Source organism: Jiella marina (assembly GCF_024359545.1).
Lineage (GTDB): Bacteria > Pseudomonadota > Alphaproteobacteria > Rhizobiales > Rhizobiaceae > Jiella.
The window spans coordinates 175,559-192,429 of the sequence record NZ_JAKQZG010000009.1; the positions used below are offsets into that span (position 1 = coordinate 175,559).

15 protein-coding genes are annotated in these 16,871 nt (G+C 63.3%); 8 read left to right on the plus strand and 7 right to left on the minus strand.

Translation table 11 applies throughout. The features are described from left to right. Positions 1–25: 25 nt before the first annotated feature. The 4 genes from MF134_RS16160 to MF134_RS16175 form a co-directional block, all read right to left on the minus strand. Complete coding sequence (locus MF134_RS16160; protein WP_255340494.1) at positions 26–532, minus strand: invasion associated locus B family protein; 507 nt, start codon at positions 530–532, stop codon at positions 26–28. A gap of 359 nt (positions 533–891) precedes the next feature. After that, positions 892–1,260, minus strand: coding sequence for a YkvA family protein (locus tag MF134_RS16165; protein ID WP_255340547.1), 369 nt, complete (start codon positions 1,258–1,260; stop codon positions 892–894). Between the two features lie 119 nt (positions 1,261–1,379). Next, entirely contained in the window at positions 1,380–1,973 is a 594-nt protein-coding gene (gene thpR, locus MF134_RS16170) for an RNA 2',3'-cyclic phosphodiesterase (RefSeq protein WP_255340495.1), read from the minus strand. Positions 1,974–2,150: 177 nt separating this feature from the next. Continuing rightward, on the minus strand, positions 2,151–2,849 hold the full coding sequence (locus tag MF134_RS16175) for an arylesterase (protein WP_255340496.1): 699 nt from the start codon (positions 2,847–2,849) through the stop codon (positions 2,151–2,153). A 99-nt stretch (positions 2,850–2,948) separates the two neighbouring features. On the opposite strand from MF134_RS16175, the gene MF134_RS16180 reads away from it, so the two are divergent. From MF134_RS16180 to MF134_RS16195, 4 genes are all read left to right on the plus strand, one after another. Beyond that, positions 2,949–3,692: an ABC transporter ATP-binding protein gene (locus tag MF134_RS16180; RefSeq protein WP_255340497.1), complete on the plus strand. Its 744-nt coding sequence runs from the start codon at positions 2,949–2,951 to the stop codon at positions 3,690–3,692. A gap of 104 nt (positions 3,693–3,796) precedes the next feature. Beyond that, a complete protein-coding gene (locus MF134_RS16185) occupies positions 3,797–6,286 on the plus strand; it encodes an ABC transporter permease (RefSeq protein WP_255340548.1) in 2,490 nt (829 codons plus the stop codon). A 153-nt stretch (positions 6,287–6,439) separates the two neighbouring features. Continuing rightward, positions 6,440–8,191, plus strand: coding sequence for a hypothetical protein (locus tag MF134_RS16190; protein WP_255340498.1), 1,752 nt, complete (start codon positions 6,440–6,442; stop codon positions 8,189–8,191). Positions 8,192–8,383: 192 nt separating this feature from the next. After that, positions 8,384–9,142: a Bax inhibitor-1/YccA family protein gene (locus MF134_RS16195; RefSeq protein WP_255340499.1), complete on the plus strand. Its 759-nt coding sequence runs from the start codon at positions 8,384–8,386 to the stop codon at positions 9,140–9,142. Between the two features lie 628 nt (positions 9,143–9,770). Here the strand turns inward: MF134_RS16195 and MF134_RS16200 are convergent. Continuing rightward, a complete protein-coding gene (locus MF134_RS16200; RefSeq protein WP_255340500.1) occupies positions 9,771–11,114 on the minus strand; it encodes a L,D-transpeptidase family protein in 1,344 nt (447 codons plus the stop codon). Between the two features lie 274 nt (positions 11,115–11,388). On the opposite strand from MF134_RS16200, the gene MF134_RS16205 reads away from it, so the two are divergent. Then, entirely contained in the window at positions 11,389–11,619 is a 231-nt protein-coding gene (locus MF134_RS16205; RefSeq protein WP_255340501.1) for a hypothetical protein, read from the plus strand. 237 nt (positions 11,620–11,856) lie between these two features. Here the strand turns inward: MF134_RS16205 and ldtR are convergent, their stop codons facing one another. Together ldtR and MF134_RS16215 are read right to left on the minus strand one after the other, a co-directional pair. Further along, positions 11,857–12,366: a transcriptional regulator LdtR gene (gene ldtR, locus MF134_RS16210; RefSeq protein ID WP_255340502.1), complete on the minus strand. Its 510-nt coding sequence runs from the start codon at positions 12,364–12,366 to the stop codon at positions 11,857–11,859. Positions 12,367–12,525: 159 nt separating this feature from the next. Next, positions 12,526–12,948: a DUF6163 family protein gene (locus tag MF134_RS16215; RefSeq protein WP_255340503.1), complete on the minus strand. Its 423-nt coding sequence runs from the start codon at positions 12,946–12,948 to the stop codon at positions 12,526–12,528. 301 nt (positions 12,949–13,249) lie between these two features. Here MF134_RS16215 and hemB point away from each other — a divergent pair, with 301 nt between their 5' ends. The 3 genes from hemB to MF134_RS16230 all read left to right on the plus strand — a co-directional run bounded on the left by hemB (position 13,250) and on the right by MF134_RS16230 (position 16,858). Then, positions 13,250–14,278, plus strand: a complete 1,029-nt coding sequence (hemB, locus tag MF134_RS16220) for a porphobilinogen synthase (protein WP_255340504.1) — start codon at positions 13,250–13,252, stop codon at positions 14,276–14,278. A 176-nt stretch (positions 14,279–14,454) separates the two neighbouring features. Further along, positions 14,455–14,904, plus strand: a complete 450-nt coding sequence (locus MF134_RS16225) for an RDD family protein (protein ID WP_255340549.1) — start codon at positions 14,455–14,457, stop codon at positions 14,902–14,904. Between the two features lie 127 nt (positions 14,905–15,031). Then, positions 15,032–16,858 carry an SLC13 family permease gene (locus MF134_RS16230; protein WP_255340505.1) on the plus strand — a complete coding sequence of 609 codons (1,827 nt, stop codon included), beginning with the start codon at positions 15,032–15,034 and terminating at the stop codon, positions 16,856–16,858. Positions 16,859–16,871: the final 13 nt, after the last annotated feature.

Here is a 16,871-nt window from a genome sequence, read left to right on the forward strand (position 1 = left end):
TCGCAAGGGATCGCCGGAAGGAGCTTTAATTGCAGCTCTGAATCGAGTTCAGCGCGGCTGTCACACCTGACAGCGAATAGGTGTAGCTGGTATTCGTGCCCCGGCGCGAGGTCGCTTCGACAGTCAGCGTCCGGCCGGCCTTGAGCGCTGCCACGAGCTGGGGCTCTTCGGCGGCGTTCTCCATCCAGGCCGATTCGCCCTTGACGAACATGGTGTAGTCCTTGCCGTCCACGTCGACATTGACCTTCGAGCCTTCCTTGAGCTGGTAGCCCATGACGGCCTGGGGCTCATAGGAAACGTTCTGACCGGGCCGCTGGGAGACCAGGAAGAAGATGTCGCCATGATCGACATTGGTCGGCAACTTCTGCTTGGGCGTCGACAGGATGTAGCAGACCTTCCCGTTCGAGCTCGTGTAGGAGTAGGTGCCCCAGTCGTTGAACGTGTTCATGCGCGTCGGGGTCTGTGCCGCGCTGGCAACGCTCGAACAGATCAGCATGGCCGCCGCAGTGGTCAGGACGTTCTTGTATTTCATGGCTTCCTGCTCTCCGGTGTGCATATCTCAAGCGACGGTCGCACCGGGAATCGCGTTCGGTGGCCGCCCAGGGTCGATGACTTTGAAAACATTAATCGAGGCCCCTTTATCGATGGTTAAAGAACCGCAAAAGGCTTCGCGACATATCTCTGCAATCGTCAGGGCAGCCAGGCCGGTCAGCATTGCCTGATCGAAGTATGCGAGGCCCGGTTCGCTCCCCGCCCCTGACAGGACCTCCACCCGTTTTGACAGGATGCCCGCCCCTCCGCCGGCGATCACGGCTTATGAACAAGAAAAGGAATCCGGCAACAGTTTGACCCGAACCGCGCTTTCACGCGGGACGGAAAGGCTTGCGCACGCTACAGATCTGCCAGCGTCTCACGCGCCCGTTCATAATGCTCGGGCCTGATGTTGTGCTGGACGGCCTGGAAGGCCGCCAGCAGCACGGCAATGTCGTCGGTGAAACCGAGGCCGAAGAGAATGTCGGGCACGAAATCCGTCGGCAGCACGAAATAGGCAAGGGCCGCAATCAGGATGCCGCGCGTGGCGCTCGGCGTCTCCGGGTCGAGCGCGCAATAATAGGAGGCGACCACGTCCTCCATAAACGGGATGTGGCGAATGGCACGACGCACCGTGTCGAAGAAGGAGGACCGCACACGCTTTTCGCGCCGGCTATGCTCCTTGTGCGAGCCGATCCTCAGGATTTCGCCGATCTTGCGGTCATCCAACGACATTACAGTCTCCCATCACGTTGATGAGAGAAATGGCGAAGCAGGCGCTGTGGCTCAAGCCCCGGTGCCCGGAGAATTGCTCGATTTTTCCTTTTCGGACGGGCCCTTAGCCCCTGTCAGCGATAGTTCGGCGCGTAGGCGAAGGCCTCCTCATGCACCGGGCGCCCGGCTTCCGGCGCGTGGAGATCGAACGCCTCCTCCAGCAAATACGGACCGCCGCCGACCGAATCCTTGGCGGAAAACAGACCGAACCGCTTGACCTCGAAACTGCGGCTCTGGAAGCCGCCGCGCAGGGCCAGATAGTGGGCGACGTCTGCCGGTTTGGCCTGGCGCAGCCGCGCCAGCGTCACATGCGGCACGAATTTGCGCTGGTCGCTGTCCAGCCCCAGCCGCTTGCAGGCCCGATCGATATCCGCCTGGAGAGCATGAAGCTCTGGCGATGGCGCGACTTCGGCGTAGACAGCATGGGGCTTGCGGTTGCCGAAGGCGGCGAGCCCTCTCAGCGTCAGCTGGAAGCCAGAGCGCTCGATCCGGTCGAGTCCGGCCACCAGTTCGTCGGCGATCCGTGCCTCGACGTCGCCGATGAAGCGCAGGGTCAGATGGTAGTTTTCCGGATCGATCCACCGTGCCGCGGGCAATCCGCCCCGCAACAGCGAAAGGGACAAGGCGACATCCTGGGGGATCTCGAGGGCAGTGAACAGTCGCGGCATCGGATGACCTCCGTGCGTCGGTGCCTCAAGGAGACACTTTCATCTCGAGAATCCCGTTTCAAGGACGCAGCGCGCTTTGGGCGGCATTTGGTGAACGCATCTTGCTGCCATGCACAAGTATCTGCGCTGAGCTTTGAACGTGGCGAAAGCCCGGAATTCGCCCCTCTCGCGACCTTCTCAGTTGGATTGCGGAACGCTCTCGCCGAGGCCGGAAAGAATGTTCTCGATCACCGGCTTCATCTCCGCGACGATCTTTGCCACTCCTTCGCTGTTCGGATGCATGCCGTCGTCCTGGTTCAGTTCAGGTTCGGCCGCGACCCCCTCCAGAAAGAACGGATAGAAGGTGACGTCGTATTTTTCGGCAAGATCCGGAAAGATCGGATTGAACTCTGCCGCATAGTCCGAGCCCATATTGGGAGGTGCCATCATCCCGGTGAAGACGACCTCCTGACCGCGATCGGTCAGCTTCTGAAGGATCTGGTCGAGATTGTCCCGCGTGATTTCGGGCGAGATCCCGCGTAGCGCATCATTGGCCCCGAGTTCGACGATGACCAGTTCCGCCGTCGCGGGCACCGACCAATCCAGCCGTGAGAGCCCGCCCGTCGTCGTATCGCCGGAAACCCCGGCATTCAGGACTTCGACATCGTAGCCGTCCTCACGCAGCGCGGCCTGAAGCTGTTCGGGAAACGCCTCGCCCGGCGCGACACCATAGCCCTGCGTCAGACTGTCGCCGAAGGCGACGATCTCGATCGGCTCGCCGCCCGCCTGTTCCGAGGCATCCTGCGCGTAGCCGGGCGTGAAAGAGAGGAGGACGAGCCATGACAAGGTCGTGACGAGACCGAAAGTTCGGCTACGGAACGGTTGGAAGCGCTGCATCAATCACCCATATGGTCAGCCGATCGGGCCGAGACCGCCGTGCGGGCTGTTGAACGATGCCCGCCGACCTGACGACGACTGACATAGGATGCGACGATCTTGGCGGAAACGGCGATCCGATTACGAAATGTTCATCTGACGCTCGGCACCGGCCGCAGCGAGGTGCATGTCCTGAAAGGCGTGGACCTCGAAGTGGATCGCGGAGAATCGGTCGGCATCGTCGGCCCGTCGGGCTCCGGCAAGTCGACACTCCTGATGGTGCTCGCCGGGCTCGAACGCGCCGATGAGGGTCTGATCGAGATCGCGGGAACATCGCTCAAGGGCATGAGCGAGGACTCGCTCGCCGCCTTTCGCGGCCAGAATGTCGGCATCGTCTTCCAGTCCTTTCACCTGATTCCCAACATGACGGCGCTCGAGAACGTCGCCGTTCCACTGGAGCTGGCCGGCGTCGACAACGCCTTCGAACGGGCCGAGCGGGAACTCGGCAATGTCGGGCTCAAGGATCGCGCCACGCATTACCCCGGCGAACTGTCGGGCGGCGAGCAGCAGCGCGTGGCGATGGCCCGGGCACTTGCTCCGGAGCCGGCGATCCTGATCGCCGACGAGCCCACCGGCAATCTCGACCAGGAAACCGGGCGGCAGATCGCCGACCTGCTCTTTGCCGAGCAGGCAAGGCGGCAGATGACCCTGGTTCTCGTCACCCATGATGAAGGTCTGGCGAAGCGCTGCCAGCGCACCATCGCCGTCCGCTCCGGCAACATCCATGATGATCGGGTGACGGGCGATTACGGCCATGGGCCCGGATCGAGGGCCCACGAAACGGCCTCGGAGCAGACCGCCTGATGACCACGCTCGCGGACGCTTCCGACATCTCTCTTGGCACAGGTCACGAGTCGCTTGGCACGCGGGACCGGCTAAGACTGGCCTTCCGCTTTGCGCTCCGCGAGATGCGGGGCGGGCTGTCGGGCTTCTACATCTTCCTCGCCTGCATCACGCTTGGCGTCTTCGCGATCGCGGCGGTGAACTCCGTCGCCTCGATGATGGCCGAGGGCATCCGCACGGAAGGCCGCGCGATCCTGGGTGGCGATCTGCGCTTTGCCCTCGTCCAGCGCGAGGTCGCGCCCGACGAGCGCAGCTATATCGAAGGCCTCGGACAGGTTTCCGAGACAGCCACCCTGCGCTCCATGGCGCGCCTTTCCGACGGCAGCGACCAGTCGCTTGCCGAAGTGAAGGCGATCGACGGCACTTATCCGCTCTATGGGAGTGTCGCCACCACGCCGGACCGTCCACTGGGCGAACTCCTTGCCGAGACCGAGGGCGGGTTCGGCGCCGTCGCGGCGCAGGAGCTCTTCGATCGGCTCGGCCTCTCCACCGGGGATACGATCCGGCTCGGCGATCTAAACCTGACTCTGACCGGCGTTCTCGACCGCGAACCCGATCTCCTGTCGGAAGGAATGGCGTTCGCCCCGCGGCTGATGGTCTCACGCGACGCGCTTCAGGCAAGCGGCCTCGTGCAGCCCGGTAGCCTCGTCGAATATGACTACAAGGTCCGACTGCCGGCGAACGCCGATGCCGAGGTCATCGCCGAGCAGGCGAACGACCGCTTTCCGACGGCGGGCTTTCGAATCCGTACCGCCAACGAGGCGGCTCCCTCGCTCCAGCGCAATATCGAGCGCTTTTCGCAATTCCTGACCCTCGTCGGCCTTACGGCGCTGATCGTCGGCGGCGTCGGCGTGGCGAATGCCGTCAACGCCTATCTCGACGCCAAACGCCACGTGATCGCGACCTTCAAGAGCATGGGCGCTTCGGGCCGCTTCGTGGTGGTGCTCTATCTCATCCAGATCATGACGCTGGCGGCGCTCGGCATCCTGCTCGGCCTCGTGCTCGGCATGATCGCGCCGTTCCTGACCGCCCGCTTCCTGGAAAGCCTGATTCCGGTCTCCGCCGACGCATCGATCTACCCCGGAGCACTCGCGATCGCCGCGGCCTTCGGCGTGCTCACGGCGTTAACCTTTGCGCTGATCCCGCTCGGGCGCACCCGCGACGTCCCCGCCACCGCCCTGTTCCGCGAGGCCGGCAGCGGCGGCACCGCGCCGATGCGCTGGACCTATCTCGGGGCGGCGATCGTCCTGGCGCTGATGATCTCCGCATTGGCGCTGTTCATGGCGCGCGACAAGACGGTGGCGCTGATCTTTCTCTGCGGGACGGCGGCGTCCTTCATCATCCTGCGGCTGGTCGCGATGGGCATCCAGTCGCTTGCCCGACGCGCGCCGAGCGTGAGGTCCACCCCCCTCCGGCTTGCGATCGGCAACATCCACCGCCCCGGCGCACTGACCCCTTCGGTGGTGCTGTCGCTCGGCCTCGGCCTGACGCTGTTGGTGACCCTGGCGATCATCGACTACGACCTCAGACAGGAGATCGGCTCGGGGCTGGCCAATCGCGCGCCGGATTTCTTCTTCGTCGACATCCAGAACGGCGAGATGGACGCCTTTCGCGAGGAGATCGCGACGCTCGCCCCGAACGCCACGCTCGATGCCGCCCCCATGCTGCGCGGTCGCATCACCCATCTGAACGATCAGGACGTCGCCACGATGGAGATCCCGGCCGAAGGCGGCTGGGTCCTTAGGGGCGATCGCGGCGTTACCTATTCGCCGGTGGTGCCCGACAATGCGACGCTCACCGAGGGTGAATGGTGGCCGGAAGACTATCAGGGCGAGCCGCTCGTCTCCTTCGCCGCCGAGGAAGGCGGCGAACTCGGCCTCGAAGTCGGCGACACGCTCACCGTCAACGTGCTCGGGCGCAACATTACCGCCCGTATCGCCAATTTCCGCGCGATCGAGTGGGAGAGTTTGTCGATCAATTTTGTCATGGTGTTCTCGCCGAACGCCTTTGCCGGCGCGCCGCATTCCTGGCTCGCGACCCTTTCGATGGATGCCGACACGGAGGCCGAGGAAAAGGCTGTCGTCAACGGTGTCACCAACCGCTTTCCGGCGGTCACCACAGTCCGCGTCAAGGAAGCGCTCGATGCCGTCAACGGCCTGATCGCGCAGCTCGCGCTGGCGATCCGCGTGGCCGCCGCGGTCGCGCTCGTGGCATCCGTTCTCGTGCTCGCCGGTGCGCTCGCCGCCGGCAATCGCGGCCGCATGCACGACGCGGTCGTGTTGAAAACGCTCGGCGCGACGCGCATCACCCTGATCCAGGCCTTTGCGACCGAGTACATGCTTCTGGGGCTCGCAACCGGTGTCTTCGCGATCGCCGCCGGCGCTGCCGCCTCCTGGTTTGTCGTCGACTGGATCATGACGCTGCCATACGTCTTCAACTGGACGGTGGCGCTGACCACGCTGATCGTCTCGCTGGTGCTTACCGTCGGCTTCGGCCTCGCCGGCACCTGGCGCATTCTCGGCCAGAAGGCAGCACCGGTCCTGCGGAACCTGTAGGTCACGATGATGCACGAAGCGGGCTGATGATGTGGCGAGGACACGGCGCGTCTGGAATGGCATAGGCCCGTGACTTAACGGAAATTTCAGGCCGAGAGTGGAGCTTGGCGCGCGTCGATCGTCGCCCATGCCGCCCCCGAGCTCGAGCCTATCATGTCCGTCCGTGCCACCGGTCCTGCCGCACTCTTCCTGGCCGTCTGTCTGGGCGTGATCGGTCTCCTCACTCTGCCGCTCACGGTGCCGGTGGGGCCCTTCTACTGGGACACGCTGATCTACTACGACGGCGCGGCGCGGGTGGCTGACGGGCAGATCCCGAGCGTCGACTTCATGACGCCCGGCGGACCGTTGGGCTACTGGCTGTTCTATGCAATCCTGCAGGTCTTTCCGAACGCCCAGGGACTCTACGCCGCCTCCTGGATGCTGCTTCTGATCACCGGGCCGCTGATGGCGCTGGTCGTCTACGACGTCTCCCGCCGAAGCCCGCTCACTGCGCTCGGCCTCGCGGCGCCGTTCCTGTTCTTTTCGGTCCTGCCCTTCAATGTCGAGCAGTTCTATCCCTATCCCGGCGCCGACGGATACGGCATCTACAATCGTCAGCCCGCCCAGCTGCTCTTCGTCCTTCTGGCCGCCCTGCTCTTCGCCGAGGCTCGCGCCATTCGCGTCATCTGCGCGGCAGCGACGCTGCTGGCGCTGTTTCTGATCAAGATCACCGGCTTTCTCGTCGCCCTGCCCCTGATCGCGCTGGCGCTGCTGTCGGGACGGCTCTCATGGCGCATGGGGACCCTCGTTCTGGTGCTCGTCGTGCTGCCCCTGGCGGGTCTCGAGCTTTGGAGCGGCGTGATCGGAGCCTATCTCCATGACATCGCAAGGCTGGTGGCCATCAACGGCAACTCGCTGACCTTCAGCCTGTTGCGCGGAACGTCGATCCATCTCGGCCAGATCGTCCCGGCTTTGTTGCTCGCTGCCGCCCTGATGGTCTACGAGCGACATCGCATATTCGCCGCTCTCGGCGCCTTGGTCCGGCGCACAGGCTGGCCGAGCCTTGCCGCCGGTTTCGACAGCCATACCGCCTGGATCGCGCTTTCGATCGCGGTCGGTATCGTTTTCGAAAGCGAGAACTGGGGCGGTCAGGCCTTCATCTTCCTGTGGCCGCCGGTTCTTCGCTGCCTCCTCGACCGCGATCTTCAGGGAGGCGCGCGCCAGGCCGTAATCGCAGTGCTGGGGGCGGCAACGGTTCTGCCGGCCGTGGACAATGTCGCCGGCCGCGCCCTGCGCAGCTTTGCAGCCGACACCCGCTATGTGCGGATGGAGGCTCCGGAACTCGGGCCTCTCGCCGCGGTGACCCAGCATCCGGAAAGTTTCGAACGCGCGGCGCTGATCCGTGAACTCTCGGTGAATTTCCCCGAATTCTATGCCCATGCCGCCGACAAGGGGCATCTGCCGAACTACATCGTCTATAACGAGCCCGACTTTCAGATCGCCTGGCTCCGTGCCATCGGCGAAGGCGTTTCCGCAATCCGGGCCTATGAGCAAAGGACTGGCGCTCGCTTCGAGACGATCCTCAACCTCAACTTCGTCAATCCCTTTCCCTATCTCTTGGATCGGAAGGGACCCAAACACGTCTCGATCGGCGCCGATCCCTTCCGGACGATCCCGCCCCCCGACGCAAGGACTGTCAAGGCGCTCGCCGAGACCGATCTCATCCTCTGGCCCAGATGTTTCGAGACAATCGCCAACCGAAAGATCAGGCAGATCTACGCGGCCGGGCTCGAAGGCAGGCGCGCCGTCTCGCTCTCCCCTTGCTGGGACGGCTTTATTCGCGGCGATGCTACGCGTGATTCCGTCTTGCCCGCCGGGAGAAGTGCGGCCGGGCCGCTGGCTTGGTCGCCGGAAAGAAGTCGTTAACGAAAATCACGCCGAAGTCAGCGCCGAAGCCGACGAAAAACGCCGCGGCGCGGGCGGAAACTCTTGTGCCGCAACCCTTCAATCCGCATATTACCGGCAGGACTGCTGGGCGTCCCGCCAGCGGCGCCTCCTCGGTCAGTCGCCCTGGCGCGCGAGGACACCGGACGGGACACGCAGAAAGGAATTCAATCCATGGCTGATTATCGGAATGCCAGCGTGCGGTCCGTACCCGCTGCCGGTGCTCGGACTGATATCGACCAGGGCCTTCGCAACTACATGCTGAAGGTCTACAATCTGATGGCAGGCGGCGTGGCGCTCACCGGCGTCGCGGCCTACGTCATGTATATGCTTTCCTTCGTCACGAACGATGCCGGCCAGGTCGTCGGCGTGACGGAGCTTGGCAATACGCTCTTCAATACGCCGCTCAAATGGGTGGTGATGCTTGCGCCCCTCGGGATGGTGTTCTTCCTCTCGTTCCGCGTTCACAAGATGAGCGTGGCGGCTGCGCAGACGACCTTCTGGATCTACGCCGCGATGGTCGGTGTGTCGCTGGCCTCGATTTTCGCCGTGTTCACGGGCGAGTCGATCACCCAGGTGTTCTTCATCACGGCCGCCGCCTTCGGCGCGCTGTCGCTGTGGGGCTACACCACCAAGCGCGACATTTCGGGCTGGGGCTCGTTCCTGTTCATGGGCGTGGTCGGCATCATCATCGCGATGATCGTCAACATCTTCCTGGCCTCGCCGGCGCTGCAGTTCGCGATCTCGGTGATCGGCGTTCTGGTCTTCGCGGGCCTGACCGCCTACGACACGCAGCAGATCAAGGAAATGTACTATGAGGGCGACGGCTCGGCCGTGGCCGGCCGCAAGGCCGTGATGGGCGCGCTGCGTCTCTATCTCGACTTCCTCAACATGTTCCTCTTCCTGCTGCAGCTCTTCGGCAGCCGCGAGTAAAGACCCGGCGCATGGCCGCTGGCCGTCCCGCCGCAGACAGGTGATGCAAGACAAAAACCCCGCCGAGGCTCTCGGCGGGGTTTTTCGTTAGGCCGAGACGATCTCGGCGCACCTCCAAGCCTGACAGTTTACAGCTCGATCGAAACGAACATCGCGGAAGACCCGGACCCGTCTCGCATTCATCTGACGCGCCATCGCGGCGATGCTGCTGTCTGTGCACCACCGATCTTGCTCTTTTGATTATTGCGGACTTCTCGCGGCGAGGCGGGCACAGGCAACGTGAGGGGACCCGGCCCTATGTTGCGCAGCAAGCTCTGGTCGGGAGCCTGCAAGCCCCGACGCGCACTGACATGACGTATCGCAAAGACCCTTCATCGGGGTGGCAGGCACCGGGGAAGCTGTGTAGGAGGAGACCGTCAGCCGACAGCGCAATCGGCACAGTCGACAGGGCTCGAAGCCTCAATCTCTTCAGACGACCGGGCGCATTCTCATGCCCACCGAAATCGGGATCAATTTGGGAGGGGAAGGACCTTCACCCTGACTGTGGCGCGTGATGGCCCTGCAAAAAACCGAAACCGCCCGCCCTACGCAAGGAACGACCTCGCTGAGGCGGACGGAGAGCTTTCCGTCACTGATAGAAGTCGTCGCCCTGGACGTAGGGGTTCTGCTGGTTTCCAGCATAGGCCGTCGTCGTGAGTTCGCTCATGGCGAGCTGCTCTGCACCGTCGCGGTGATAGATGTCGTCGCGGAACTGGACCACGGTCGGGTCAGTCGCCCAGGCGGTGACATAGGTGAAATAGACCGGCACCGGATTGGTGAGATCGATGTCCTGGCGCTGGCGCGCTGCGATGATGCGCTCGATCGCCTGGCGATCCCAGCCCATTTCGTCGCGGGCGAGCCAGACGATCAGGTCGCGCACGTTCTGGACCCGCACGCAGCCCGAGGATTCGAAGCGCATCAGTTCGGAGAAGAGCCCCTGCTGCGGCGTGTCGTGCATGTACACCGCATGGGGGTTCGGGAAGTTGATCTTCACCGAAGCCATGGCGTTGTTTTTGCCCGGCTCCTGACGGAAGAGGTACTTCACCGCTTCGTCGGTGTTCCAGTCGATCGCCTGTGGCGGGATCTCGTCGCCATTGCCGTCGAAGATGTGGATGTCATTGCGCTGCAGATAGGTCGGATCCTTCTGCATCAGCGGAATGATGTCCTTCCTCACGATCGACGCCGGCGCGTGCCAATAAGGGTTCAGATTCAGATTGGTGATCCGGGAGGACAGGATCGGCGTCTGCCGGTCGACCTTGCCGACGATGGCGGTGTGCCGCTGGACGACCTGACCGTTTTCCACCGCTTCGATCGCCGCGGCCGGAATGTTGACCATCACGAAGCGTTGGCCGAGATCCTGCCCGACCATCTCGTCCAGCCGCTGGGCGTTGGTGACGAGCTGGTTGAGCCGCAGATGCGCCGGCACATTGAGCGCCTTGAAGGTATGGGTCGACACGACACCGTCGGCAGGCAGGCCATGGCGTGCCTGAAAGCGCTTCACCGCCGCCTCGACATAGGTATCGAAAGCCGGGGACGCCGAGGCATTCGTGGCCAGATCGCCGGCAATCGCCAGACGGCGCCGCAGAACGGAGACCGCGGGCGTCTGAACGCCGAGCTTCAGGACATGCTCCTGGGGCACCATCGGCCAGCCGCCGCTTTGCACGATTCCCTGATAGGCGCCGATGGCGCTCTGGGTCGCAAGCTGCGTGTACTGGGAGAAGATCGGTGTATTCGAGGCGACCTGCCGCACATTCGAGCCGCGGGTGTCGAACTGGTCATCCCAATTGCCGCGCGAGGGCGCGCGCAGGATGTCTTCCAGTGCGTTCTGAGCGAAGGCGGCGCCAGGCGCCAATCCCAATCCCGTCGCAGCCGCGCCCAGAAGAAACCGTCGACGCGTCGACAGATCGGCGCCGCGATGCGATGCTCTCGTCATGAATGCCCCCATTTGGTCTGCAAGACGTCTTCGGCGTCGCAGGATGCATGATAAGACTTACGAAACCATCACATCCACGGCGCTATGCCGAGACACCACCCTCTGACGCGTATTATTCCGGTCAATATGGCCAAAGCGTGAAGCAGCGGGGCGAACTGGACCAGCTTGGACGACCTAGTCCGCAAGATGGCGTGGCGTGCGCCTGGTGATTTGATTTCACTATCTTCCTTCAGCCGCCCGGACCGGAAACGACATGATGGAGACCAGCAGCTGAATGACCGAAGGTGAACGAGAGCGGATCAAACTCCGGGCAACATTCTTCAACGGCGTCGGGATCGGTTTCTGGCTGGTGGGGACGCTCGCTCCGATCACGAGCGCCATATACAATCGGCAGGCGACAAGGGATGCCTTCTTTCTCATGGCCGCAACAGCGGTGATTTGCTTTGCCGTCGGCCTCATCCTACATTTTTACGCGGCTTCCCATCTCGAGGAGTTGGACAGATGAGCCTTTATAACGTGCTGATGTTGTTCATCCCGGTGGTGGTGGCTCTTGCGGTGGTCGGAGCCTTCGCCCTGCATGACCGCAGCCGAAACCATCGCGAGGAGCTACGCCGTTGACATCGCTTCGACGGCGCGTTGCGCGGAGATGCGGCCTCCCACGACGAACACCCCGCCATCGACTAACGATGCGGGGTGTTGGGGCTGAGTGCGTCGACGCTGGAGGTCGTCGATTACTCGCTTATCAGAGCCGATAGAGGATCTGATCGTTCCAGAAGCGGTCGAGGCGCTGCAGCGACTTGTTCATCTTCTGGAATTCCTGCTCGTCGAGCCCGCCGACCTTGTCGATCGAGCCGATGTGCCGGTCGTAGAGTTCGCCGACGATCTGCGCGATTTCCATGCCCGCCTCGGTCAGGGAGACCCGCACCGCACGGCGGTCGACGCGGGATTTCTGATGGTCGATGAAGCCGAGATCGACAAGCTTCTTCAGATTGTAGGATACGTTCGATCCCAGATAGAAGCCGCGGGTGCGCAATTCGCCGGCGGTCAGGACCGAGTCGCCGATATTGAACAGGAGCAGCGCCTGAACCGCATTGATGTCGGTGCGACCGGACCGGTCGAACTCGTCCTTGATCACATCCAGAAGACGGCGATGCAGACGCTCGACCAGCTGAAGAGTTTCCAGGTAGAGTGTCTTCAGCTCCGCCTTCTCTTCGGGAACGGGGACCGGCTGAACCTTGTTATTCGCGACCATAGTATTGCTCCACTGTTGAGGCGATGGATTTTTGTTTTGAATTCCATCTTGCCTCGCAATCTACGGGCCGCATCTAAAATTCGACTTAAACCGCAGACTTAACACGGTGTTACAACGATCGATCCAATCTTCTTGCTTAACAAATCGACTTTTCATCAATCAGTAACCGCGAGCCTGCCGGCGCTCGCGCCAGCCGATGATCCTGAGCACCGCCAGCATCGACAAACCCCACAGATGGATGCCGAGCCACAGGAGTTCCGGCCCGAACAGAGCGGGAAAGCCGAGATGCATCACCGCTTCGATGATCACGATCATGACCCAGACCACCGCGCCCCAGACCGCCGTCATCCACAGACCGATGCCGGCGATCGGATAAAGCACGGCCAGCGCCGGCGCGGCGATCCGCCACCAGATCGGCATCAGATCGAACCGGCCGAGGGACGAACTGTCGATACCGATCAGACGCATCCAGTAGTGGACGCCGACTGCGATCAGGCCGATGCCCACCAGCCGGTACAGCCAGACCGTCAATCGGCGGTTCAGGGTCGCCGCCTTCTCGCTCTCGGAAAGCTCGATCGTCATGCGTGGGGCAAACTCCCGGTCGGCACCTGGCCTTATGAATCGAAAGCGGCATTCAAATGCCGAACTCGCACCGCTTCCCGTATCGAATACGAAACGGCGTCGAGCGCACAGTCAAAAGCATAGCTGCCTGGAGCCTAGGTGTCTGGCCTTGGCAACGTCAATCTTGCAGCCGGACGCCCAAAGGCCTACCGGAGTCGGCAGAAAACCATTTCAAGGACCACCCACCGGTGCGCATCCGTCCTTCCATGGATCTGCATCATCCCACGTCACGTAGAACGCCAGCCGACCACAGGCCCTTCCCATGACCCGATCCCCGACCGCCATCACCGAACGCATCGACGCCGCGACGGGAGGCTTGCGCATGCGGCGTCTGCGCCAGAGCGACTGGAGCCGGCGGCTGGTTCGAGAGACAGCGCTCGGGGTGAACGACCTGATCTGGCCGATCTTCGTACGCGAGGGCGGCGGCGAGCCCCAGCCCGTCGCCTCGATGCCCGACGTCTTCCGTTTCTCGGTCGAAGACTGCGTCGAGGCTGCGAAGCGCGCACGGGATCTGGGCATCCCGGTGATCGCGCTCTTTCCCTACACCGATCCGGACAAGCGCGACGAGGGCGGCAGCGAGGCGCTGAACGAAGACAACCTCGTCTGCCGGGCGACGCGCGCGATCAAGGATGCCGTGCCGGAGGTCGGCATTCTGTGCGACGTGGCTCTCGACCCCTATACGAGCCATGGCCATGACGGCATCATGGAGGGCGATCGCATCCTCAACGACGAATCGATCGCGGTGCTCTGTCAGCAGGCCGTCGTCCAGGCCAAGGCCGGCTGCGACATTCTCGGTCCCTCGGACATGATGGACGGGCGCGTGGCCTGCATCCGCGCCGCGCTCGACCAGGCCGACTGCCGCGACGCGATGATCATGGCCTACAGCGCCAAATACGCCTCGGCCTTCTACGGCCCTTTCCGCGACGCGGTCGGCTCCGGCGGCATGCTGAAGGGCGACAAGCGCACATATCAGATGGACTACGGCAACACCGACGAGGCTCTTCGCGAGGCCGCCCAGGATCTCGCCGAAGGCGCCGACATGATCATGGTGAAGCCCGGCCTGCCCTATCTCGACGTGTTGACACGGCTTGCCCGGGAACTCGGCGTGCCGACCTTCGCCTATCAGACCTCCGGCGAGTATTCGATGATCATGGCTGCGGTGCAGAATGGCTGGCTCGAGCGCGACAAGGCGATTGTCGAGACCCTCTCGGCCTACAAGCGCGCCGGCGCTGCGGGCATCCTCAGCTATTTCTCGCCGCATGTCGCCCAAATGCTGAAGGACGGTCGCTAAGGGTTCGGATCGACCTTCGGCCCCTCTCCTGGTCCATTGCAAATCGGGGTTACGATCCCCATTTGATGTTCAGCAAGCAACTCGCCAGGAAAGACATACGTCCTTCTTGGCCCTTCTTTTTCCTGGACGCAAAGGACCCTGCCGTGAGCGACTATACCGCAACACCTCTTCGCGAGATGCATGCTCAGTCTCTCGATGCGCCCCGGGCCTACAGCGGCGTGCGCACGCGCCGGATGCTGTCCTTCGTCTTCGACTACACGATGGTGCTGCTTCTGTCCGTGCCGGCGGCGATCATCATCTTTGTGCTGGGCATCCTTTCCCTCGGCCTCGCCTGGGGCCTCTACGCCTTTCTTCTGCCGCTGATCGCGATTCTTTACCTCGCCTTCACCATGGGTGGCGAAAAGCAGGCGACGCCCGGAATGCGAATGGCAGGCATTCGCGTCGCCCGGCTCGATGGCGGCCGCGTCGACCCACCGCTCGCCGTGCTGCACGGCGTCCTCTTCTGGGCGGCCAATGCCGTCCTGACGCCCTTCATCCTCTTGATCGGACTGTTCACGCCGCGCAAGCAGCTTCTTCATGATCTGCTGCTCGGCACGGTGATCGTCCGCGATCGCGAGGGCCTGTAAGACGCGGGCCTCGCCGGCCACCGGGCGTGGCCGGCAAGCCATGGCACGGCGGAGAATGACACGGGCGGGTTGCCACGAGAGGTCATGCCGGGGATAAAGTCGCGGGGACAACGGCTCGCGATTTTTCATGGATTTGCTGCATATCTGGCTCACCTACGCTCTCATCCTGGTGAGCATCGTGGGCTATGCCTTGGAGCGCTGGCCCATCGAAGGCGTGGCAGCGGCGTCGCTGAGCGCGTTTCTGCTCCTGTTTTCCGTATTTCCCTATGTCGATGCGTCGGGTGACCGGGTCACTTCGACGGACCTCTTGGCGGGCTTCGCCAACCCGGCGCTGATCACCGTCCTGTGCCTGCTGATCGTCGGACAGGGACTGTTCGCGACGGATGCGATGGCCCGCCCGACCGCCTGGCTTACGCGGATCGGCGGCAATGCCGGCGCCGGCGCCGTTGCAGTCGTGCTCATCAGCGCCGCGACGCTTTCGGCCTTTCTCAATAACACGCCGGTGGTGGTGATCTTCATACCGATCCTCACCATGCTGGCTACCCAGCGGGGCATCTCGCCGGCACATGTCTTCATGCCGCTGTCCTTCCTTTCGATTCTGGGCGGCATGACCACGCTCATCGGCTCCTCGACCAACCTTCTCGTTGCGGGCGTCGCCGCCCGCTCCGGCATCACGCTCGACTTCTTCGACATCACCGTTCCCGGGCTGGTGATCGCTGTGGTCGGCGCGATCTATGTGATTCGCGTCATGCCAAGAGCGCTGACGCCGCGCGCGGGGCAGGAAGGCCGGGTCGTTGATCCCGGCGGCAAACAATTCCTCGGCGAGATCGACATCACCCGGGGGCACAGCTTTCTGGGGCTTCGCGCCCGCTCCGGCCTCTTCCCGGGCCTCGGCGATCTGATGCCGCGCATGATCATCCGCAACGAAGCGACGATCCTGCCCCCGTTCGACGACATTCAGCTCTCGGTCGGCGACCGGCTGATCGTGACGGCGACCCGCCGGGCCTTTTCCCGCGCCCTCTCGCGCGGCAATCTCAAGGTCAAGACGCTCGACCCTTCCGGCGGCGAACAGGGGGATCGCGCGAACAAGATCGGACCGGACATCGTGATGGCGGAGGCGGTGGTCGCGCCCGGCTCTCGCTATGCCGGCCGGACGATGCAGTATTCGGGACTGAGAACCCAGTTCGGCATCACGCTCTTCGGCCTCCAGCGCAAGAGCCGCATGGCGCGCGCCGCCCTCTCGGAGATCCGGCTCGAACCGGGCGATACGCTGCTTCTCTGCGGGCGCGAACAGAACATCTCGGCGCTGCGGGGCAACCACGACCTCCTGCTCCTGGAATATTCCGCCCAGCCGGTCCCACAATCGGCCAAGGCGCTGCTCGCCACGGCGATCTTTCTCACGATCGTTGCCCTGTCAGCCGCGGGCCTCCTGCCGATCGAAGTGCTGGCCGTCTCCGGCGCCATTGCCATGGTGATGACCGGCTGCCTGACGATCGGCGAAGCGGCGCGCTCGATCGACCGGTCAATCTTCATGCTCGTCGGCGCCTCGATCGCGGCTGCGACCGCGCTCGAGCGAACCGGCGGCGCCAATTTGATCGCCGACGGCGTGGTTCAGGCGCTTGCGGGTGCAGCCCCGGTGATCATCCTGTCCGGACTCTTCCTCGTTGTCGCGGTCTTTACGAATCTTTTGTCCAACAATGCCACCGCGGTTCTGTTCACGCCAATCGCGCTCGACATCGCCGCAAACCTCGGCTCGACGCCGGAACCATGGCTTGCCTGCGTCATTTTCGCGGCAAACGCATCCTTTGCCAGCCCGATCGGTTACCAGACCAACCTGTTGGTCATGGGGCCCGGCCGCTACCGTTTCATGGACTTCGTAAAAGCCGGTGTTCCCCTCGTGATCATCGTGTGGTTAACATTCTCTCTCATTGCGCCGATCTACTACGCGTTTTGAATATTCAGGATCG

Bases quoted from the DNA above. Each gene is read 5' to 3' on its own strand.
- MF134_RS16160 (WP_255340494.1), bottom strand. From the start codon at position 532: ATGAAATACAAGAACGTCCTGACCACTGCGGCGGCCATGCTGATCTGT.
- thpR (WP_255340495.1), bottom strand. From the start codon at position 1,973: ATGCCGCGACTGTTCACTGCCCTCGAGATCCCCCAGGATGTCGCCTTG.
- MF134_RS16175 (WP_255340496.1), bottom strand. From the start codon at position 2,849: ATGCAGCGCTTCCAACCGTTCCGTAGCCGAACTTTCGGTCTCGTCACG.
- MF134_RS16185 (WP_255340548.1), top strand. From the start codon at position 3,797: ATGCGGGGCGGGCTGTCGGGCTTCTACATCTTCCTCGCCTGCATCACG.
- MF134_RS16190 (WP_255340498.1), top strand. From the start codon at position 6,440: ATGTCCGTCCGTGCCACCGGTCCTGCCGCACTCTTCCTGGCCGTCTGT.
- MF134_RS16195 (WP_255340499.1), top strand. From the start codon at position 8,384: ATGGCTGATTATCGGAATGCCAGCGTGCGGTCCGTACCCGCTGCCGGT.
- MF134_RS16200 (WP_255340500.1), bottom strand. From the start codon at position 11,114: ATGACGAGAGCATCGCATCGCGGCGCCGATCTGTCGACGCGTCGACGG.
- MF134_RS16205 (WP_255340501.1), top strand. From the start codon at position 11,389: ATGACCGAAGGTGAACGAGAGCGGATCAAACTCCGGGCAACATTCTTC.
- ldtR (WP_255340502.1), bottom strand. From the start codon at position 12,366: ATGGTCGCGAATAACAAGGTTCAGCCGGTCCCCGTTCCCGAAGAGAAG.
- MF134_RS16215 (WP_255340503.1), bottom strand. From the start codon at position 12,948: ATGACGATCGAGCTTTCCGAGAGCGAGAAGGCGGCGACCCTGAACCGC.
- hemB (WP_255340504.1), top strand. From the start codon at position 13,250: ATGACCCGATCCCCGACCGCCATCACCGAACGCATCGACGCCGCGACG.
- MF134_RS16225 (WP_255340549.1), top strand. From the start codon at position 14,455: ATGCATGCTCAGTCTCTCGATGCGCCCCGGGCCTACAGCGGCGTGCGC.
- MF134_RS16230 (WP_255340505.1), top strand. From the start codon at position 15,032: ATGGATTTGCTGCATATCTGGCTCACCTACGCTCTCATCCTGGTGAGC.